At 37.1% G+C, this 20493-nt stretch carries 17 protein-coding genes; 8 read left to right on the top strand and 9 right to left on the bottom strand.

What is annotated here, in order from left to right; translation table 11 throughout:
- Window positions 1-19 precede the first annotated feature (19 nt).
- On the bottom strand, window positions 20-382 hold the full coding sequence (locus LB450_RS04155) for a four helix bundle protein (protein WP_224486596.1): 363 nt from the start codon (window positions 380-382) through the stop codon (window positions 20-22).
- Between the two features lie 106 nt (window positions 383-488).
- Window positions 489-1181, bottom strand: a complete 693-nt coding sequence (locus LB450_RS04160; protein ID WP_224486597.1) for a CoA transferase subunit A — start codon at window positions 1179-1181, stop codon at window positions 489-491.
- Between the two features lie 173 nt (window positions 1182-1354).
- Between LB450_RS04160 and LB450_RS04165 the strand changes: the two genes are divergently transcribed.
- A complete protein-coding gene (locus LB450_RS04165) occupies window positions 1355-3385 on the top strand; it encodes a thioredoxin domain-containing protein (protein WP_224486598.1) in 2031 nt (676 codons plus the stop codon).
- On the opposite strand, the gene LB450_RS04170 is transcribed toward LB450_RS04165, so the two are convergent.
- Entirely contained in the window at window positions 3382-4407 is a 1026-nt protein-coding gene (locus tag LB450_RS04170; RefSeq protein WP_224486599.1) for an isoaspartyl peptidase/L-asparaginase family protein, read from the bottom strand. The genes LB450_RS04165 and LB450_RS04170 overlap by 4 nt on opposite strands.
- A 3-nt stretch (window positions 4408-4410) precedes the next feature.
- The gene (locus LB450_RS04175) at window positions 4411-5397 is read right to left on the bottom strand and encodes a DUF1028 domain-containing protein (protein ID WP_224486600.1); all 987 of its coding nucleotides are present in this window, start codon (window positions 5395-5397) and stop codon (window positions 4411-4413) included.
- 87 nt (window positions 5398-5484) lie between these two features.
- Here LB450_RS04175 and LB450_RS04180 point away from each other — a divergent pair, with 87 nt between their 5' ends.
- From LB450_RS04180 to LB450_RS04195, 4 genes are all read left to right on the top strand, one after another.
- Window positions 5485-8958, top strand: coding sequence for a PAS domain-containing protein (locus tag LB450_RS04180; RefSeq protein WP_224486601.1), 3474 nt, complete (start codon window positions 5485-5487; stop codon window positions 8956-8958).
- Window positions 8955-10154, top strand: coding sequence for a GAF domain-containing sensor histidine kinase (locus LB450_RS04185; protein WP_224486602.1), 1200 nt, complete (start codon window positions 8955-8957; stop codon window positions 10152-10154). Before LB450_RS04180 ends, LB450_RS04185 begins: the two co-directional genes overlap by 4 nt.
- A 180-nt stretch (window positions 10155-10334) precedes the next feature.
- The gene (locus LB450_RS04190; protein WP_224486603.1) at window positions 10335-11345 is read left to right on the top strand and encodes a response regulator; all 1011 of its coding nucleotides are present in this window, start codon (window positions 10335-10337) and stop codon (window positions 11343-11345) included.
- Window positions 11346-11352: 7 nt separating this feature from the next.
- Complete coding sequence (locus LB450_RS04195; protein ID WP_224486604.1) at window positions 11353-11754, top strand: response regulator; 402 nt, start codon at window positions 11353-11355, stop codon at window positions 11752-11754.
- A 4-nt stretch (window positions 11755-11758) separates the two neighbouring features.
- Here the strand turns inward: LB450_RS04195 and hflX are convergent, their stop codons facing one another.
- On the bottom strand, window positions 11759-12988 hold the full coding sequence (hflX, locus tag LB450_RS04200) for a GTPase HflX (protein WP_224486605.1): 1230 nt from the start codon (window positions 12986-12988) through the stop codon (window positions 11759-11761).
- 325 nt (window positions 12989-13313) lie between these two features.
- Here hflX and LB450_RS04205 point away from each other — a divergent pair, with 325 nt between their 5' ends.
- Genes LB450_RS04205 through LB450_RS04215 form a run of 3 tightly spaced genes read left to right on the top strand, consistent with a single transcriptional unit; the run spans window position 13314 to window position 16800 of the window.
- Window positions 13314-13664 (top strand): hypothetical protein, encoded by a 351-nt coding sequence (locus LB450_RS04205; protein ID WP_224486606.1) that lies wholly within the window; start codon window positions 13314-13316, stop codon window positions 13662-13664.
- A complete protein-coding gene (locus tag LB450_RS04210) occupies window positions 13664-15991 on the top strand; it encodes a M20/M25/M40 family metallo-hydrolase (RefSeq protein ID WP_224486607.1) in 2328 nt (775 codons plus the stop codon). Before LB450_RS04205 ends, LB450_RS04210 begins: the two co-directional genes overlap by 1 nt.
- Window positions 15991-16800, top strand: a complete 810-nt coding sequence (locus LB450_RS04215) for an NAD(P)-binding domain-containing protein (RefSeq protein WP_224486608.1) — start codon at window positions 15991-15993, stop codon at window positions 16798-16800. Before LB450_RS04210 ends, LB450_RS04215 begins: the two co-directional genes overlap by 1 nt.
- A gap of 73 nt (window positions 16801-16873) precedes the next feature.
- Here LB450_RS04215 and LB450_RS04220 read toward each other — a convergent pair whose 3' ends face one another.
- From LB450_RS04220 to LB450_RS04235, 4 genes are all read right to left on the bottom strand, one after another.
- Window positions 16874-18181: an HTTM domain-containing protein gene (locus LB450_RS04220; protein ID WP_224486609.1), complete on the bottom strand. Its 1308-nt coding sequence runs from the start codon at window positions 18179-18181 to the stop codon at window positions 16874-16876.
- Window positions 18174-19115 carry a bifunctional riboflavin kinase/FAD synthetase gene (locus LB450_RS04225; protein ID WP_224486610.1) on the bottom strand — a complete coding sequence of 314 codons (942 nt, stop codon included), beginning with the start codon at window positions 19113-19115 and terminating at the stop codon, window positions 18174-18176. Before LB450_RS04225 ends, LB450_RS04220 begins: the two co-directional genes overlap by 8 nt.
- 6 nt (window positions 19116-19121) lie before the next feature.
- Window positions 19122-19745, bottom strand: coding sequence for an aminoacyl-tRNA hydrolase (gene pth / locus LB450_RS04230; protein WP_224486611.1), 624 nt, complete (start codon window positions 19743-19745; stop codon window positions 19122-19124).
- 71 nt (window positions 19746-19816) lie between these two features.
- A complete protein-coding gene (locus LB450_RS04235) occupies window positions 19817-20482 on the bottom strand; it encodes a 50S ribosomal protein L25/general stress protein Ctc (protein WP_224486612.1) in 666 nt (221 codons plus the stop codon).
- Window positions 20483-20493 lie beyond the last annotated feature (11 nt).

Raw genomic sequence — 20493 nt, forward strand, 5'->3', positions numbered from 1 at the left:
CGTTTAGTAACGTGTCAAATTATCCATTTTTTTTTGATTTTATCGATGTACTTAATATTTTATATAGTATTAAACCAAGTTCATTTGTTTTTTCAGTTAATTGTAAGTTGTCATCTGGGTATGAATTAGATTTTTTACACAATAATAACCAATACTTAGTTTCTTCTAATTCTTTTGTCGCTATTTTAATTTTATGAATAAAATCTGCTTTACTCTCTGCATTTTGTGCTTCATGAATACTAGCTCCAATACTTGTTCCTGCTTTTAATAATTGATTTGAAATCAAGAATTTTATATTCTTTTCAAGTTGCTCACAGTATTTAATTATCAGTAATGCTAACTCTATTGATTTTTCAACCGCATTATTTTTTATGACAAACAAATTTTTACATCAATAATTGAAATGTAAATGATTTCAGTTTTATAATTTCTAAAATGCTTCACTGTTACATTTTTACATTGATAAATTAATTGGTTTTCAAATTAAGTCATTGAGTAGTTCTTTTCTCGATTCTTTTCTCATAAGCATCTCCCTGAAAAATACGCTGTACGAAAATGCCCGGGATATGAACAAAATTAGGATCCAGTTCGCCAGGTTTTACCAGTTCTTCAACTTCTACAACGGTGACCTTTGCTGCTCCACACATGAGGGGGTTGAAGTTTCTGGCAGTTCCTTTGAAAATCAAATTACCCGCCTCATCACCTTTCCAGGCTTTGACGAAAGCGAAGTCGGCTACAAAAGCTTTTTCCATGATGTGGGGTTTACCGTCAAAGTCCCTCACTTCTTTTCCTTCTGCGACTTCTGTGCCGTAGCCAGCAGGAGTGTAGAAGGCAGGAATGCCATTTTGAGCAGCTCTGCATCGCTCGGCGAGCGTTCCCTGTGGTATGAGCTCTACATCCAATTCTCCACTAAGCATCTGGCGTTCAAATTCTGCGTTTTCTCCAACGTAGGAGGAAATCATTTTTTTGATTTGCCTCTTTTTAAGCAGAAGACCCAGCCCAAAATCATCTACCCCTGCATTGTTGGAGATACAGGTGACGTCTTTTACATTTCGTTTTACGAGTTCTTTTATAGAATTTTCGGGAATACCGCTGAGACCAAAACCTCCAAGCATGAAAGTCATGCCGTCCTGAACGCCTTCCAGTGCTTCGGTTACGTTATTTACAGTTTTATTAATCATTGATTTGTTATTTAGGTGGAAAATACAGAATTTAAAAACGCTTTCCAATTTTTTTAAAAAACTGAAGATTGAAGTTAGGATGAAGTTTAGGCTTTTGCTAAAGTCTTCAGTTTTAAGACGGCTTTAAATTCAGAAGGAAGAAAAAATATGTAATTTTCAAGAAAAAGAATTTCATGTCTGCTAAAGAAAATAATTTAAAATACGCCACGAGTCCTTATCTTTTACAACACGCGGCGAATCCCGTAAATTGGGAAGAATGGAGTCCGGAAGTGCTCGAACGCGCCAAACAAGAGAATAAACCTTTGCTGATAAGTATTGGCTATGCGGCTTGCCACTGGTGTCATGTCATGGCTCACGAATCTTTTGAAGATGAAGAGGTGGCAGAGTTGATGAATGCATCTTTTGTATGTATCAAAATCGATAGGGAAGAGCGACCAGACATCGATCATATTTATATGGAGGCTGCGCAAATGCTCACAGGACGAGGTGGCTGGCCACTCAATGCCTTTGCACTTCCGGATGGCAGACCCTTTTATGCAGCGACCTATTTCCCAAAAGACAACTGGAAAAAGGTATTGTCTAACGTGGCTAAAGCCTATTCCAATAGTTACGGTCAGTTGATGGAGACAGCCGAGAAGTTAACGGAGGGCATACAGCTGTCACAGGAATTCTCTCCTGTTGAAGCGGATAAGGCATTCATACCTTCCAGTTATCGTGATTTTATACTGAACTGGCAGAAGAGTGTTGATTTGGAAAATGGAGGATTTAAAGGGGCACCCAAGTTTCCGATGTCTAATTCATGGCAATTTTTGCTTCAGTATTATAAGGTGACTCAGGAGGATTTTGCTGCTAAGGCTACGCTTAAAACTCTTGATGAAATGGCGCTTGGAGGAATATATGACCAGATAGGAGGAGGGTTTTCAAGATATGCTGTGGACGATAAATGGTTTGCACCCCATTTTGAGAAGATGCTGTATGACAATGCTTTGCTTTTAAGTTTATATGCCAATGCTTATAAATTGTTTCCAGAGCCACATTACAAAAAGGTGATTGCAGATACCATAGCTTTTGTAAAACGAGAATTACAACATCCTGAAGCCGGCTTTTATTCAGCCTTGGATGCCGATAGTGAAGGGGAAGAAGGCAAATATTATGTGTGGCGGTATAAAGAGCTTTCTCAGCTGCTTTCTGAAAAAGAACTAGCTTTAGTTGAAGGCTATTATAATTGCTCAGAACGTGGGAATTGGGAATCGCCAAAAAATATTCTTTTTGCTGAACAAACGCCTCAAGATTATGCCAAAGCTAAAAATTTGGCTATTGAATCTTTTGAACGTGAACTTGAAGACTTAAAAGAAAAACTACATGCGCATAGACAGAAGAGAGTTCGTCCAGCTTTGGATGACAAAATCATTACCTCCTGGAATGCCATGATGATTTCTGGTCTTACAGAGGCTTATAAAGCCCAGCAAATTCGTGAGTATTTAGAATTAGCTGAATCAACAACAGAGTTTTTACTCAAGACCAGATTTATAAAAAGCGAAAAGCTCTTAAGAACTCATAAAAATGGAAAGTCCATCACCGGTTTTCTGGAAGATTATGCCTTTTTGATGGAAGCGCTTATTAATTTGTATCAGGTCACCTTTAAAATTGAGTATGTAAACAAGGCAAGACAACTGGCAGAACTATGTTTTAAGGACTTCAAGGAGGAATCCTCTTCCATGTTTCAATATACCTCCAAAACTGGCGAACAGCTCATATCTAAAACCTATGAAATCAATGACAATGTGATTCCAGCGTCGAATTCTTCACTGGCAAAGTCTCTTTTCTTGCTTGGTAAATTATTTGATGATGAAGTTTATCTGGAAACTTCCAGGAAAATGCTGCAACAGGTTGAGCCCAAGCTTTATAAATCTGGTCCTTATGCTGCCAACTGGCAAATTCTATATGGCTGGATGGCATTTCCTTTTTATGAAGTTGCCATTATGGGAGATGAAGCCCAGGCAGTAGCGCTGGAGCTTCAGTCTGATTACCAAAGCAATTGCATTTTCCTGGGAGGGCAAACTGAGGACCTGGAACTTTTAACCAAAAAATTACCTGAGGATTCTTTAGAAACCGTGATTTACGTGTGTGAAAATAAAACCTGCCAGCAGCCTACATCAGATATTGAAATGGCTAAAAAACAACTGAGGTTTAAACCCGATTAGTCCTTATACATTTTGATTTCGGTTTCTCCCTTCATGTTTTTGGCGGCTCTAAACATGCCGGGAGTATTGAATTCCATGACGACATTGCCTTTTTTATCGATGCCTATGATGCCACCAGTACCACCGAGTTCTGTAAGTTTATTTTGGATAACGCGTTGTGCTGCTTTTTCTAAACTGATGCCCTGATATTCCATCATTGCAGAAATATCATGAGCGACAACGCCTCTTATGAAGTATTCTCCATGACCTGTAGCTGAGATGGCGCAGGTTTTATTGTTGGCGTAAGTACCCGCTCCAATGATAGGAGAGTCTCCAACTCTACCGTATTTCTTGTTGGTCATTCCCCCAGTTGAAGTTCCTGCTGCCAGGTTGCCATCCTTATCCAGCGCAGCGCAGCCTACCGTTCCATATTTCTCATTACTGAGATAGAATTCATTTGAAGAAACTCCCTGTTCTCTCGCTTTAGAAGACTCCAGTGCTTTTCTTCTTCTTTCTGTGATGAAGTAAGAGTTCTCTACAAATTCTAAACCGTGAAGTTTTGCAAACTCTTCTGCACCCGTTGCACTGAGCATAACATGATCTGATTCGTTCATGACTTTTAAAGCCAGATTGATTGGATTTTTGATGTGCTGAACACCAGAAACAGCTCCGGCATTTTTGGTTTTTCCATCCATAACAGAAGCATCCAACTCTGCGATGCCATCAGCGTTTAAGACCGCACCTTTGCCAGAATTAAACAAAGGAGAATTTTCCATGACGTTGATGGTTTCTTTAACAGCTTCCAGAGCTGTTCCTCCTTCAGAAAGTATTTTATGTCCAAGGTTGATGGCTTCTTCAAGCTTTGCTTCATAGGCTTCTTGCAAAGAATCCGTCATGTTTTCTTTTTTGATTACTCCTGCTCCTCCATGAATAACAATTCCGAATTTAGGAGCTTTTACAACATCCTTCTCTTTACTGAGTTTAGGCGAGTCGTGGCAGGCTATGAATATTAGGCTGATTAATAGTAAAATTGACTTTTTCATGAGTTATAAGTTTAATAAGTAATTTAATGCAGAGTTATCTATGCTAATCAAGCTAGAAGCTGGCAGGCGTTTTAAAAGTCTTTGCCAGCGTTTGTCATTCATAAACAGACGCTCAAATATAGGAACTGATTTGTTAACCTGGTCTGAATTAACCAAAGCCACTGCTTTCCAAAATTTAATTTCTTCATTTGCAGGCAATAAGTTCTCAGCTTTTTCATAAGCTTCCAAAGCTGCTTTTGCATTTTCATTTTCCATGGCAACATCGCCTTCGGTCATAAACTCGTAGGCTCTGTGGACATTGAGTAGACGTGAAAGCTCTTCGACAGGCGTTTTGTGATCTTCCACTCTCAGGTCTATTTTTTTGTCCAGCCAGGGGTGTTCAGGAGCATCTTCTTCAACCACAATAAGCGCAGAGGATTGCTTGCCTCTTATGTCTCCTCCACTGGCCTGAGCGGCTTTCATAGCAGCGACTACGCGTTCTGGGAGTGGAAGCTCAGAATTTTCTTTGTAAGCTTTTCTCATCGCATAAACCACATTTTCATCTTCCATCATATTGGCTTGAATACTGTAGTTGTCTTCTACAAGATGTAAAGCAGCTTCGACACATTTTTCGCCAGTAAAAGCGGCGATACTTCCGTCTTTGGAAAGCATAGCTACTTGTCTAAAAGCAGCCCCCTCATCTTCCTTTTTCAATTTTTCCAGAGCTTGTTCAGCGGAAAGTCCTTCTTCCATCAGTTGTAAGCCCTCAAACCCATAACGCTGGTTAACGAAGGATTGTGTAGCAACAACGCCAACACCAGATTTCCCCCAGGGAACAGCCGTTCCTACAGAAAACCAATGGCTTTGCACACCTACAGCCATGTCTCCGCTAGCAGGATCCTGAGCTACAATGGAAAAGGTGTGTGCAAATTTATCTGAATTAGCAGGTTTTTGAGCAGTTGCTAACAAATTGAAAAGCAAAAAGCTAAATAAAATGTATTTACTATGCATGTACTTATTTTTTTTAAATTTATGTATTAATACGGAGTTTCAGTAAATATACTCCTATCTTTTAAAAATTCAAATAAATATAAATACATGTTACAAGCGTATTCTCAACTAAATCAGGTATTGAATTTCTTCCAGTCTTCTGCGTTTCTTATTTCGGTGAATCATGATAAATTTACTGTGGTTGATCTAAATGAAAAATTGAAGGCTGAATCAAAACGAGATCACAAGTTTAAAGAACAGGAAGATTTAGAAGACTTTTTGAAAGTCACCTTTAAGTTTGATAAAGCCGCTGTTTCATTGTTCATTAAAAAATTGAAAACATCAGATTTTGCTGATGTTATTGAATTCAATTTTGATAATAAGTTGTACAAGTTTGAATGTAAGCCTCTTAATCTTGAAGATAGAACTTTTATTTTTGTTGCCTTTGAATTTCATCAAAATGAGATTCAAAATTACCCTACCTCCGGTGTTCAGTTTTTCAAAAATGTATTTGACTCTTTACCTATAGGAATTTCAGTAAACACGGTGGAAGATTCTAAAACTTTATATGTCAATAGTAAATTTTCAAAAATTTACGGTTGGGAATCCGAAGACTTAAAAGATGTGACTACCTTTTTTGAAAAAGTGTATCCCGATGAGCAGGTAAGGAAAGAGGTCAAGGATATGATTTTAAGCGATATAGCCTCTGGTGACCCAAAACGAATGAGTTGGAAAGACCTAACTATTACCACCAAAAAAGGTAAACGTAAAATAGTTAATGCTAAAAATATTCCTTTATACGATCAAAACCTTATGATTTCTACAGTGACCGACGTCACTAAGAATCACAGAATTCAGAAGGAAATAGAAAAATCAAAAATAAGATTTGATCTAGCAGCAAGAGCCAGTTCGGATGCGGTTTGGGAATGGAATTTAAGCGAAAATGAATTGTATTGGGGAGATGGCTATAAACGGCTCTTTGGTTATAAAATTAAAAACAATAAAGTTTCAAAAGCATTTTGGGAATCAAAAATACACCCTAATGATGTAGATTCTTTTTCTGAAAGTTTAAACGAAGCGCTTAAGGATAAACAAGTCTCCAAGTGGACGTTTGATTATCGGTTTCGGGATAGCCAAAAAAATTATGCCAATGTTAGGGAAAACCTTATCATAGTCAGAGACGACAATGGAGAAGCTATAAAGCTTGTTGGTGCTTTACAAGATATAACTAAACCTTTAAAACGAGAAAACCACCTTAATTTTTTAGAAAAGTTAGTAGACGGGACAAAGGATGCTATTCTGGTTACAGAAGTAAAGAGTACAAGCTTTCTTGAATCTGAAATTGTTTATGTCAATTCCAGTTTTCAAAGTTTATTTGGATTTGATGCTGTTCAGGTTTTGGAAAAAACGCCTAAAGAATTTTTTGTAACTCCTAAAAATGAGGAGGCATTTGTGAAATTGGAAACAGAACTGAGTCAGTGGAATTCTGTAGATGCTGACATCTTATGCTATACTAAAAACGATATTGAATTTTGGAATAATCTTTCTATCACACCTATTGTAAATGACGAAGGCTGGTACACACACTGGATGGTAGTCAATAGAAATGTAAATGAACTAAAAACAGGCTTCTATAAAAAAGAACTTTTAGCCTTTACACATCGCACTTTTCAAAGTATAGACTCCACTGAAAGTGTGTTGTGCAAGATTTCATTAAAGATAGAGGGTCTTGTAGGTACCGAATTTTGTGAGTTCTGGCTTGTGAATCAGTATTCAGATGAATTGTCAAAATCTTTAAGATTTAAAAAAGGTGAGTCTGTAGATCGCGATTCTGAACTTTTGGATTACAGGTCACAAGATTTCGCAAATGAGGTTTTTAAAACTGATGAATCTAAACTCTTAATTCATGAAAGCGAATCACATTCAGAAGAAAAAAACAACATAAAATTAAGTTACGGGTTTCAGATTCGATCCCATGACAAATGTCTGGGAGTTGTTATTCTTGGATTCCGTGACACCTATTCAAGAGAAGAGACATTGGATTCTATTTTTGAGGAATTCTCTATTCAACTCGCCAATGAGATTTCGAGAAAACGAACAGAAAAAGATATGACTGTTTTTTTTGAAAACACACCGGAGTTTTTAGGTATAGCCGGAAAAAACGGGTATTTGAAAAAGATAAACAGTAGGGCTTCTGAAATTTTAGGCTACAGCAATGAATTTTTTTTAACAACCCCTTTCTCAAATTTTATAAAAGAAGATGATCGAGAAAAGGCTTTTGAATTATTAAACAAAGCCAGAGAACATAAAGAATATGTTACTGATGAGATAAGTGTTGTTGCTCAAAATTCAGAACAATTACTCATGGACTGGACGGTTTTCAGTTTAGAGGGCGGTGATGATGTGTTTTGTGTAGGCAGAGATATAACTGCTAAAAAGGAGAATCTCAGCCAGCTTAAGACGGAGATCGAAAAATTTAAAATTCTTGCTGAAACTGTAAAAGATGCCGTTTGGGATTTTGATGTAATAAAAAAACAGATCACCTGGGGAAAAGGTCTCAAAACTCTTTTTGGATACGATCCTGATGATTTTGGAATAGCAGAGGAAGTGTGGTTAGAAAAAATTCATCCAGCAGATAGAAAGAGAGTGAAAGACTCTTTTTATTCTTCTTTACAAAAAACAGAAGAAAATGAGTGGCGAGAAGAATACCAGTTAAAAAATCAAACTGGCACCTATAAATATGTTCTAGATAGAGGTACCATTATAAGAGATGAAAACGGTAAGGTTATTAGAATGGTTGGCTCTCTTCAGGATATATCTGAATACAGGCATTATCAAAAGACTTTAGAAAGCCTTAATACTAAGCTTATAACGCAAGCTAAAACACTTACCAGGTCTAATAAAGATTTAGAGGAATTTGCATACATAGCTTCTCATGATTTGCAGGAACCTCTTCGAATGATTACGGGGTTTTTAACCAGACTGGAAAAGAAGTATAAAGATAATCTGGATGAAAAGGCTAAAGAATACATTACTTTTGCAGTCGATGGATCTAAACGAATGCGCCAAATCATCAATGGCTTACTCAATTTTTCAAAAGTTGGGAGACAAGAGTTGACACCGGAAAAAGTTGATGTCAAACTTGTGATAGAGAAAGTAGAATTTCTCTTAAAAGAAGCTATTAAGGAAAAAAATGCAAAAATTGAAACAGGAGATCTTCCTGTGATATTTTTTGTCGAAGATGAATTAAAAGAGGTTTTTCTAAATCTTATTGAAAATTCTATTAAGTATGCTCATCACGATGTAGCACCGTTAATAGAAATTGATTACAAAGAAAGTCAAAACCATCATATCTTCAGTGTAAAAGACAATGGTATTGGAATTCCCGAAGAGCAATTTGAAAAGATTTTTGAAGTTTTCCAAAGGCTACATGCTCCCGGTGAATATTCAGGAACTGGCATAGGTCTGGCCATTGTCAAGAAAATAATTAATAACTTAGGGGGTGAAATAAGTTTGGAGTCTAAGCTAGATGAAGGAACTACATTCCTGATACAACTCCCTAAAAAAGTACTCAAAAAATGACAAAACCACCCATACCTAACAACGAAGCCGAACGGCTTAAAGAATTACATAGTTTAAGATTAATTGAAGGTTTACCCGACGAGGACCTGGATTTGATCACCAAATTAGCTTCAGATATTTGCGAGACCAAAATCTCCTTGGTCACTCTCATAGATTCCAAAACTCAATTTTTTAAATCTAAACACGGTTTAGAAATTGATAAAACCTCAAGAGATGTTGCTTTTTGTGGCCATGCAATAAATTCACCAGAGAAAATGCTTATCGTAAATGATGCCAAAGAAGATGAGCGGTTTAAGGATAATCCATTGGTGACATCAGATCCAAATATAGCTTTTTATGCCGGGATGCCAATTTCCACAAAACAAGGGTCTGCTTTAGGGACTCTGTGTGTTTTGGATTCTAAACCGAAGGTGCTTTCTACGTCGCAAATCAATGCTTTAAAGTCACTTACGAAATTGGTAGAACGCTTGTTTGAATCCAGGCGAAAGTCACTAGAGCTCGAAAAAGTATATACTCAGATGCAACTTCATAAAAGCCAATCTGAAGAAATAGCTTATTCTATTGCGCATGATTTAAAAAACCCATTGGATAGTATTCAGGGATTTTTGGAGCTTTTGCAACAAGATGCGGGCACTTCTCTAGGGGATGAAGCACAGCAGTACATTGAGTATGCGCAACAAAGCACCGAAAAGATGACGGGCCTTATCTATGAAATACTTGCTTTTGCAAAACTCACCTCTATTAATGAGGAAAAAGAGGCAGTAGAAATTGAACCTGTTATTCAAAATATCATAGATCTAAATTTGCCTACAATAAAATCAGAAAACATTGAGATTGACTATAAAGACTTACCAAAAATAAACACATCTAAGACTTTGTTTTCTATTGTCTTGAGAAATCTTATTGGTAATGCTATTAAATATAGGTCATCTGACAGGGCTCTGAGGATTAAAATCGAAATTCAAGATAAAATAGATGAATGGAAAATAAGTGTTGTAGATAACGGGATTGGCATTCAAAAACAAAATCGTAAAAAAATATTTAAGCCCTTTTATAAAGAAGACAAAAACAACCACTCTGGTGTTGGAATGGGGTTAGCAGCATGTAAAAAAATTATTTTAAATTTAGATGGTAATATTGAAGTAGAATCAGAACCGGGCAAAGGAAGTGTTTTTAGTTTCACTATTCCGAAATAAATAATTAGATGGTGGCAGCCTTTTAAAACTGCTTAAAAACAATAAAGACCTGAAGGTAATTTCAGGAGTAAAACTTATAACAACTTTATCAGGAACTGATAAGAATGACAGGTGTTGAAACGCTGCAAAAAGCCATATATTAAAAACATAAATATAATGATCTTCTAAATTTTTAAGATTATGACCCTAACCAAAGAATTTCTCGAAGTACTAATTATTGAAGATGATCCGGGAGATTACACTTTGGTAAAAGACTACTTAGAGGAAAGCTTTGAAAACTTATCGTATCATCATTCTTTCAATTACAAAAATGCTGAAGTTCTACTGAACAGTGATTTTAAATTTGATTTCATTTTTTTGGATTTGACGTTGCCAGATGTATCTGGAAAGCCGCTCATAAAGAAAGTGATTGACCTAGCAGGTCGCTCTCCGGTGATTATTCTTACAGGTTCTCTTAATCTTGATTTTTGTATTGAATCTCTAAAATTAGGGGTTTCTGATTATTTATTTAAAGATGAATTGAACCCTAATACATTGTTTAAAAGTATAAATTATACCATTCAAAAACAAAAGCAAAGCCTTAATATCATAGCATCAGAAAAGAAATACAGTGATCTTTTTCATCTTTCGCCAGTAGCTATGTTTGTCTATAATATAGACACGTTGAAGTTTCTCGACGCCAATTCAGCAGCTTTAGAACTTTTTGAATATGATACGGAAGAGTTTTTATCCATGCATCTCCAACAAATTCTTTTTTCCAAAGAAAAAGATGATTTCCTCGATGCATTGAAAGAAACCAGTCATAAAAATAAATACAGTTTTAAGGACTATTTTCTTTATAAAAAGAAATCGGGAGACGAGATAAAAGCTGAAATTATAGTAAAAACTATCGATTTTCAAAACCAAAAGGCGATGTTGGTTGTCGCTAACGACATTACAGAGCGCTTAAATCATTTTGAAGCTCTCTCAGAACAGAACAAGAAACTTGAGGAAATTGCCTGGGAACATTCACATGAAATGCGTTCACCCGCATCAAAAATTTTAGGTATTATTGAGTTATTAAATACAGACTCAACCTCTAAGGATGAGCAGAAGTTCCTCATTAAAGAAATTGAAAAAACTGTAAAAGAACTGGATGATGTGATAAGATCTGTCTCCAAAAAAGCAAAACAAATTAAACCCAAAAAATAAATTGAGAATGGATTTTGAAGTTTTAAATGTCGATGATGATAAAATGGTACTTTTTATTCATGAAAAGATGATGAATCACTCAGAATTTAGTAGTTCGCCAAAATCTTTTGAGGATGCGAATGAAACTTTAACTTATATCTCTGAGTATAAAGCTGAAGACAAAAAGTTTGTCATTTTTCTAGACCTCAATATGCCAAAACTTGATGGTTGGGACTTTATGGAGGAGTTAAAGAAAAAAGGACTCGATAAGTATTGTTACATATTTGTAATGACTTCTTCTATAGACCCTACAGATAAAGAAAAAGCAGAATCCTATGCTGCAGTCATTGGGTTTGTTGAAAAGCCGATAAGTGTTGATAAACTAAATGACTTAAAAAAGAAGAAAGAGTTGCTTCCTTTCTTCAGTTAACTACTTAGTCTTCTTCCAAATCGCCAGTATATGCATCATATTCCGGATATAGAAAATTATTGTAAGGAAAACGGGTGATATGAATATCTCTTACCGTTTCGTAAACTTTTTTTCTAAACTCCTCAATATTCTCTTTTTCTGTTGCAGAAATAAACAAGACATTATCCCCTTGTCTCTGCATCCAGGTTTTTTTCCATTCTTCCAAAGTGTAGTGTTGATAAGAGCGTTCCACCATCAGGTCGTCATCATCGATAGTTTCCGGTTCGTAACTGTCTATTTTGTTAAATACCATGATGACGGGTTTATCTCTGGCGTCGATATCATCCAAAATGCCGTTGACGGACTCGATGTGATCTTCAAAATTTTCGTGAGAAATATCGACAACATGCAAAAGTAAATCTGCTTCTCTTACCTCATCTAGAGTAGATTTAAAAGACTCTACCAGCTGAGTTGGAAGCTTTCGGATGAACCCTACGGTATCTGTAAGCAGAAAGGGAAGATTTCTAATCACTACTTTTCTGACTGTTGTGTCCAAAGTGGCGAATAATTTATTTTCTACAAAGGCTTCACTTTTACTGATTACGTTCATCAGCGTTGATTTACCAACATTGGTATAGCCAACTAAAGCAACTCTTACAAGACTCCCTCTATTTCCTCTCTGAACAGCCATTTGCTTATCTATGGTTTTCAGTTTTTTCTTAAGCAGGGTAATTTTGTCTCTTACGATACGTCTATCGGTTTCAATTTCAGTTTCACCCGGGCCACGCATGCCAATACCACCACGTTGACGTTCAAGGTGGGTCCATAGACCGGCAAGTCTTGGTAGTAAATATTCGTATTGAGCAAGCTCTACCTGTGTACTCGCATAGCTGGTTTTAGCACGCTGAGCGAAAATGTCCAGAATAAGGTAAGTTCTGTCTACAACTTTACATTTTAATATCTTTTCAATGTTTTTTTGCTGTGCAGGAGATAATTCATCATCAAAAATAGCAGTGCCAATTTCGTGTTCTTCTACATATTCTCTTACCTGCTCAAGTTTTCCTTTCCCTATAAACGTTTTAGGATGAGGCACATCCAGCTTTTGTTGAAAGCGTTTCATGACTTCACCACCAGCTGTATACGTTAGGAATTCGAGTTCATCGAGATACTCCTTGGATTTTTCTTCATTTTGAAATTGATTCACAATCCCAATAAGGACAGCAGTTTCGTAAGTTGTATTTTGAGCGTCTAGCATATAAAAATTTGATTTACAAAATTATGAAAAATACTTCAGTTCTATTCTTAATTTAAGATTTCCAAAAGTTATGTCCTGAGATCGCTACTATACTATTCTTTTAAATTTCATAAGCTGTTTTCGCTGAAGCACTAAATTGTACTTAATCTGTAGCTTTTAAACAGAGCCTGTCAAGGATGGCACAGGCGATTGTAATGAAAAAAAACACCAAGAAAATAGACGGTATGATTCTAAGGTGGTTGAGTAATTAAAAATTCTAAGCAAAATCCTTCATCTTTTAAGTTGAGGGATTTTTTTATATTTACTATATAGTAATACGCCTGTTATGGAAAAAGTCAAATGCCTTTCTTGCGGAGAACCCATTACGGGAAGAATAGATAAAAAGTACTGTTCCGACTATTGTAGGAGTACGTATAACAATCGGCTTAACAGTGATTCTACAAAAATTGTAAGGAACATCAATAACAGACTCAAAAAAAACTACAGAATCTTAAAAAGCATCAATACAGATCAAAAGACGAAAACTACCAGAGATAAATTGATTTCAAAAGGCTTTAACTTCACCTATTTTACGAGCCTTTACACTACAAAAACAGGTCGAGTTTATTACTTTGTTTACGACCAGGGTTACCTACCTTTGGAAGATGATTATTATGCTATAGTAAAACGAGATTAATGAGGAAGAGAGCTTATAAAGACATTATTTGCTTGCTGTTGATTGCAGCTTCAGTTTGGTATATCTTTTATGATTTATACCCTTCGGTGATTACCGATTTATCTACTCAAAAAACCGAATTTTCTACATTAAGAGCTTTTGAACATGTCAAGAAGATTGGTGATCAGCCCCATTATATAGGGTCGAAAGCCCATAATAAAAAACGAAATTATATCGTCAACGCGCTTCAGAAAATGAATCTCGAAGTGCAGACTCAGCAGGGTTTTGTGTTGTCAAAAGAAGGTGTACTTACGGCTCCAGAAAATATCATTACGAGGTTGCCAGCCAGTAACCCGCAAGCCAACTCCAAGGCACTTTTATTGCTAAGTCATTACGACTCGGCAGTACACTCCTCCTCTGGAGCAGCCGATGCAGCCTCTGGTGTAGCTGCTATTTTGGAAGCTTTGAGGGCTTTTAAAGCTTCAGACGCTTCATTTCAAAATGACATTATTATCGTTTTTACTGATGGTGAGGAGGTCGGGCTAACTGGAGCAGAACTTTTCGCAAAAGAACATCCCTGGATAGATGAGGTAGGTCTGGTTCTTAATTTTGAATCCAGAGGTAGCGGAGGCCCTAGCAATATGGTTGTAGAAACCAACTACGGCAATTCCAATTTGATTGCCCTTTTTAGTGAAGCTCAGGGAGAACATCCACTTGCCAATTCGCTGATGTATAGCGTATATAAGTTACTGCCCAACGATACGGATTCCACTGTTTTTAGGGAAATTGCTGATATACCCAGCTTCTTTTTTGCGTTTATAGACGACCATTACGATTACCATACGGCTCTAGATGTTCCGGAGCGTCTGGATAAAAGGTCGCTGGCCCATCAGGGAGATTATCTCACAGCTACTTTAGCTAAATTTTCAAATTCGGATTTATCAGATTTAACATCAGAGCAGGATGATGTGTACTTTACTCTAACTGGCCTGGGGCTTTTTCATTATCCGTTTTCCTGGGTTTGGGTGATTTATTCGATTGCATTTGTCTTATTTCTAGCTTTGCTTTTCTTCGGATTTAAAATCAATTCTTTAAACAGAAGAGAAGTCTTTTTAGGATTTGTGCCCTGGTTTTTAAGTTTGATTATCTCTGGGTTAGTCACTTATTTTGGATGGCAGTTTCTTCTCAATTTATACCCGGAATACGATTCTATTTTGCAGGGATTCACTTATAATGGCCACGATTATATCTTTGTTTTTGTGGTACTCAGCTTATTCATATCATTTACGATTTACCAGTTATACGATGATAAACTCAACCCAAGAAATGCTCTGGTAGCGCCGATATTGACATGGTTTATTGTCATTTTCTTACTCAATATCTTTTTGAAAGGAGCTGCTTTTTTCATTATCCCATTAGCTTTTACACTCTTCGCTTTTTTCTTAATGATACGTTTTCAAGTGCCTTCCTATCTTTTTCTTCTGATTTTGATCCTGCCTTCACTAAGTATAATAGCCCCATTTATTCAGTTTTTCCCTGTTGGACTTGGACTTAAAATGAGTGTGATAAGTGCTGTTTTTACGGTCTTGCTTTTTGGAAATTTACTTCCTGTATTTGGCTATTTTTCAACGAAAAAGGGAGTAGCAACCATGGCTTTGCTGCTAGCTATTGGTTTTTTCATAAGAGCGCACTTGAATTCAGAATTTACAGAAGATAGGCCAGGCCCCAATAGTCTGGTTTATACTGTGAATAAGGAAACAAACACTTCAACCTGGAACACTTACGACGATGAATTAGACTCATGGACTTCGCCTTATTTTGAAACCTATACAGACTCAGCTACTACAATTGATTACCAAAGTAAATACACTACAGATTATACCAAGTCCTCGGCTGCTCCGCTGGTTTCAGTTCCAAGTTCTGATATTCAAATCGATACCTTAGAGGCTTCTTTGCCTTACTTGAAAAAATTTAGAGTCAGACTAAATTTCAACAGGGACCTGAACAGAATTGTGGTTTCGGAAACCTCTATGGCTAACTTTAAGTCTTTTGAAGTCAATGGTGAAGTGGCAGATTTTTATGAAGAAGAAAAAAAATCCAAAGCCTATCATGTTCATCAAAACCGTTTCAAGACCAATGTTATTGACTATTATGTAGTCAACCAGGAGGCTTTATATTTTGAATTTGAAATCGGCAAAGATCAAGACTTAGAATTTATTATTGATGAAATCAGTTTCGATTTATTATCCCATCCGGATTTGTCTGTCAAAAACAGACCCAAAAATAAAATTCCCAAGCCCTTTGTGGTAAACGATGCTGTAATCACCAAACAAAAATTGACTTTTTAATGCAAAAACAAATATCTATTCTGGGCTGTGGCTGGTTGGGCTTACCTCTTGCCAAACATTTAATACAGAACGGCTGGGAGGTTAAAGGCTCTACAACCTCTTCAGAAAAAATGAAAAACCTGGAAGCAGAAGGTGTGCAAGCTTACAACATCGAACTTCAGGAAGACAGGCTTATTGGTAACATCAGCGGCTTTTTGGAAGGCTCAGAGCTTTTAATCATCGCTATTCCGCCTGGCTTAAGACGGCATCCTCATTCTGATTTTGTCTCAAAATTAGAACGATTTACTACATCTATATCAGATTCAAAAGTCAAGAACATTATCTATGTCAGTTCCTCTGCTGTGTTTAAGGACCATGAATCCTATCCGTCGTTTACCGAGCATTATAGATTTACACCAGGGGAGGTGGAGGAGAGTCAGCTCATTCAGGCTGAACAGCTGCTTTTGAATTTGAACGAGGTTAAAACCAGTGTGATCAGATTTGGAGGTTTAGTTGGAAAAGAGAGGCATCCCGTCAACTACCTTTCAGGGAAAACAGGGATTAAAAACCCTGAGGCTCCCGTGAATTTGATTCATTTGGAGCATTGTATTTTATTGATTTCAGAGATCATTCAGCAGAAAAAATTCGGAAAGGTTTTCCATGGAGTTGAAGAAATTCAGCTTTCAAAAGAAGAGTTTTACACACGAAAAGCCAAAGAATTTAATCTGCCTGCACCAGAATTTGATCACTCTCAAGTTTCAGTAGGAAAAGAAATCAGCATGACGTGGACGTCTAGAGAATTAGGGATAAAGCTATCTAAAAAGGTATGACTTTGGGTGTTCAGTTTTTTAATTTTGACTCACGACCTGCCTTTGCCAAGGAACGCAGGCAGGCTCACCAATCTTATTCAGCTAGTGGTAAAATCCAGTCGTTATGGGTGTAGTAATTCCATTCAATACTAGTCAAATCTAGTTTGGGGTCGACTAGATAGTCAGGTGTTCTGCCGTTAAGCCCCACTTTTATCCGCGCATAAATCTCCACCGGAATTTCTTTTGCCGCATATTCTTTTTTTAGCTTTTGGGTGAACTGCCAGATGCCATCCGGTTTTAAGAGTGTTCGTCGTTGTTTTAGGGTTAAATAGTCACTGAGGTTCACGTATTCTGTTTTGCCTGTATTCAAATTTTTCACTTGAAAACTTGCAGAACCGCCTTTAGACCTAAGCATCATCCTCCAGCTCATTCTATGACCTTCTTCTGTCCAAAAGACATTACCTTCAATAAAATGATGCCTGACAGGCAGTAAGAGCTGTATACTAAACCAGATCAATAAAAATCCTTTGAAGTAGGGTGCTAGCCTGGGAACTTCAATCTCAGAATGACTATAGAAAGCTTTGAACTTTAAAAATTTTCGGTTGATGTATTCTTTAGGAAAGAAGAAAACCGTAAGCGCCAGTGACATGTATGGGAAAATCCCAATTTGAAATACAATGCTGTTGAACAAATGAAAAAACACGCTTATCCAAAACATAACCACTCTGGTTCGTTTCCATAACAACAAGGGAACGACAAGCAAATCAAATAAAATTCCGACGTAAGTAATACTTACATGAACCCATTTTTCCTGAAGTAAATCACCGATGAGCCAATAGTGGGCTTTCCCGCTCATCAAAAGCTCGGCAAAAGTTCCATCCAGCCAGTCTGGATACAGTTTTGCCAGACTGGCGTAAGTATATACAATCCACATTTGTCCTATAATCAACAGCACAACCCAATTGGGCATGCTGATGGATTTCAGGCTTGGATTGCTTTTTGCATCAAGAGAAAAATATCTGTGTGCGGGAACGATGCACATGAAAATAAGAAGGAGGATTAGTAAGTAATAATGGTTGTTATAGGAGGTTTTTTGCATCAAATAAACGCTGGTCCAAAGCAGGGTGTAAGCAATAACGCTGAATCTGTATTTGAAACCCAGCATCACGAAAATCCCGAACAAGCCCATCAGCCCAAAATAGACATACATACCAGCTCCGGGTAAGGGTTGCAGAAAATCAAAACCAATAAAATTGAAGGTGAACTGGGGTTCTATAAGCGTTCGCCTTACCCATCCCGTGGCAATAGCTCCCCAGGCTTCCAAAGCTATAAGCAAACCGAATAAAACCCTGAACACGATGAGTGGAGAGTTATCAACCTGCTTAAAGAGAAGCCTATTCATTGGTATTCCCTGATTTTATATAATTTCTGGCAAAAATTTCATCTGCTTTCATGGCTTTGATCAAAGCTTGCAAGCCATCAAATTTCACCTCACTTCGTATGCGTTTCAAAAGTTGAATATGAAGGTGTTTACCGTATAAATCCATGTCCAGATCAAAGAAATAGGTTTCTATGCTTCGTTCCTGTCCGCCTACTGTAGGGTTGGTTCCAATGTTCATCATACCGAAACGTTTATCACCGTCTATCATAGAAGCCACCACATAAACGCCTTCTTTTGGAATCAATTTATAGGATTCTTTAACCTTAAGGTTGGCTGTGGGATACCCCATGTTTCTTCCCAGTCCTTTTCCTTTGACGATGTCACCAGAAAGAAAAAAGGGACGTGTAAGATATTCATTTGCTTTTTCAAGGTCACCTTCCTCAAGAGACCTTCTGATCTTGGTAGAACTCACCGCCACATCTTCGATATCCTGTTTTGAAATCTCGTCTACTTCAAAATCGAATTCTTTTCCGAAGGCTTTTAAATCTTCAATATCTGCAGTTCTGTTTCTTCCAAAATGGTGGTCGTAACCTATGACAATCTTTTTGGCGTTCAATCCCTTCACTAAAATATCTTCCACGTATTCTCTGGCGGTAAGCCTTGAAAATTCGAGGGTGAACGGATGAACGATGAGGTGTTCTAAGCCTGTTTCCTCCAGAATCAATTTTCGCTCATCAATGGTATTGATTAACTTTAAATCTGAGCTTTGCTGCAACACCATTCTCGGGTGAGGGTAGAAAGTGAGCAGGGCTGTTTGGAGAGATTCTTTTTTGGCAGAATCCACAAGACGTTGAATGATTTTCCTGTGTCCAAGATGCACTCCATCAAAAGTACCGATGGTCACTACCGTGGGTATTGAAGAATCGAATTCTGAAACATTATTATAAATCTTCACGTGCGTCTATTTTCCGTTAAAGCTGTTCATCGTATTTTGAATGCCAGCGGTTCCAAATGAAAGTATTAATTCTGATGAGGTCTCCAGGCGTTCCTTTAGGGCTTCTTTTTCTTCTGAAGTCCATTCGCTAAGCACATAATCTATCTGACGGCCTTTTGAAAACTCATCGCTTATACCGAATCTAAATCGGGGATAGGTTGTTGTTTGGAGCAGATCCTGGATATTTTTTAATCCGTTATGGCCACCATCACTTCCTTTGGCTTTGAGCCTTAGAGTTCCAAACGAGAGGTTGAGATCATCTGTGATCACCAGTAAATTTTGGATAGCTATATTTTCTTTATCTAACCAATAGCGGACCGCTTTGCCGCTTAAATTCATGAAGGTGCTCGGTTTGATAAGTATAAATTTTCGGCCTTTAAAATTAAACTCTGCTTTATCACCATAGCGATCTGCTTCAAAAATAATTTCTCTTTTCTCGGCTAAGGTATCCAGAACTTTGAATCCAATATTGTGTCTTGTATTTTCATATTTTGGTCCTGGGTTACCAAGTCCAACAATCAACAACTTCTTCATAGGGTCTTTGTCTTCTATTTTGTCTCTGGATAAAAGTTTGGCAAAAAAAGCTCTCATTCACATTTTTTGTAAAAATAAAAAAGCATCCTGAAAAACAGGATGCTTTAAGTAAATTATAAATCGGTGATTTATTCTTTGCTTTCTTCAGCATTTTCTTCACCTCCTTCAGTAGCTTCGCCTTCAGCTCCTTCTTCTCCTTCTACAGTTTCATCATCTTCATCTTCGTCTTCATCAACACCGATGAGTGCAACGTTTCTAGAAGTTCTTACCTGACAAATTACTGTGTTATCCGGGTGCATGATTTTATAATCTTCACTAGTAACCGCTGTAACGTATAATTTCTGTCCAATTTTAAGTGGACTTACGTTAGCAACGATATAATCTGGAAGATTTTTTGCCATACCTTTCACAGTCATACGTCTTAAGTTAAACCTTAACACACCACCATTTTTCACACCTTTTGGAATACCTTCAGAGTGAACAGGAATTTCCATAGTAATTTCTTGTCCTTCGTGGAATTCATAGAAATCAATGTGCAGAATTTCATCTGTCACAGGGTGGAATTGAATGTCTTGAAGTACAGCATTGGTCTTGTTACCATTAAGGTCAACAATTACAGTGTGTACATCGGGAGTGTAAATCAACTTGTTGAAAGACACTTCTGGCGCAGCAAAATGCACGATATTATCCCCCCCGTAAATAACGCAAGGGACCTCTCCAGCATTACGTAAGGCTTTCGTAGCTTTTTTGCCTACGCTTTCTCTTTTAGATCCTTTGATCGTAATCGATTTCATAAAAAAATTAA

Source organism: Psychroflexus curvus, from assembly GCF_020164585.1.
Classification (GTDB): Bacteria; Bacteroidota; Bacteroidia; order Flavobacteriales; family Flavobacteriaceae; genus Psychroflexus; species Psychroflexus curvus.

Coding starts and splice junctions, on each gene's coding strand:
- LB450_RS04170 (WP_224486599.1), bottom strand. CDS start 4,407: ATGAAAAAGTCAATTTTACTATTAATCAGCCTAATATTCATAGCCTGC.
- hflX (WP_224486605.1), bottom strand. CDS start 12,988: ATGCTAGACGCTCAAAATACAACTTACGAAACTGCTGTCCTTATTGGG.
- LB450_RS04160 (WP_224486597.1), bottom strand. CDS start 1,181: ATGATTAATAAAACTGTAAATAACGTAACCGAAGCACTGGAAGGCGTT.
- LB450_RS04205 (WP_224486606.1), top strand. CDS start 13,314: ATGGAAAAAGTCAAATGCCTTTCTTGCGGAGAACCCATTACGGGAAGA.
- LB450_RS04175 (WP_224486600.1), bottom strand. CDS start 5,397: ATGCATAGTAAATACATTTTATTTAGCTTTTTGCTTTTCAATTTGTTA.
- LB450_RS04215 (WP_224486608.1), top strand. CDS start 15,991: ATGCAAAAACAAATATCTATTCTGGGCTGTGGCTGGTTGGGCTTACCT.
- LB450_RS04190 (WP_224486603.1), top strand. CDS start 10,335: ATGACCCTAACCAAAGAATTTCTCGAAGTACTAATTATTGAAGATGAT.
- LB450_RS04195 (WP_224486604.1), top strand. CDS start 11,353: ATGGATTTTGAAGTTTTAAATGTCGATGATGATAAAATGGTACTTTTT.
- LB450_RS04235 (WP_224486612.1), bottom strand. CDS start 20,482: ATGAAATCGATTACGATCAAAGGATCTAAAAGAGAAAGCGTAGGCAAA.
- LB450_RS04185 (WP_224486602.1), top strand. CDS start 8,955: ATGACAAAACCACCCATACCTAACAACGAAGCCGAACGGCTTAAAGAA.
- pth (WP_224486611.1), bottom strand. CDS start 19,745: ATGAGAGCTTTTTTTGCCAAACTTTTATCCAGAGACAAAATAGAAGAC.
- LB450_RS04165 (WP_224486598.1), top strand. CDS start 1,355: ATGTCTGCTAAAGAAAATAATTTAAAATACGCCACGAGTCCTTATCTT.
- LB450_RS04210 (WP_224486607.1), top strand. CDS start 13,664: ATGAGGAAGAGAGCTTATAAAGACATTATTTGCTTGCTGTTGATTGCA.
- LB450_RS04220 (WP_224486609.1), bottom strand. CDS start 18,181: ATGAATAGGCTTCTCTTTAAGCAGGTTGATAACTCTCCACTCATCGTG.
- LB450_RS04180 (WP_224486601.1), top strand. CDS start 5,485: ATGTTACAAGCGTATTCTCAACTAAATCAGGTATTGAATTTCTTCCAG.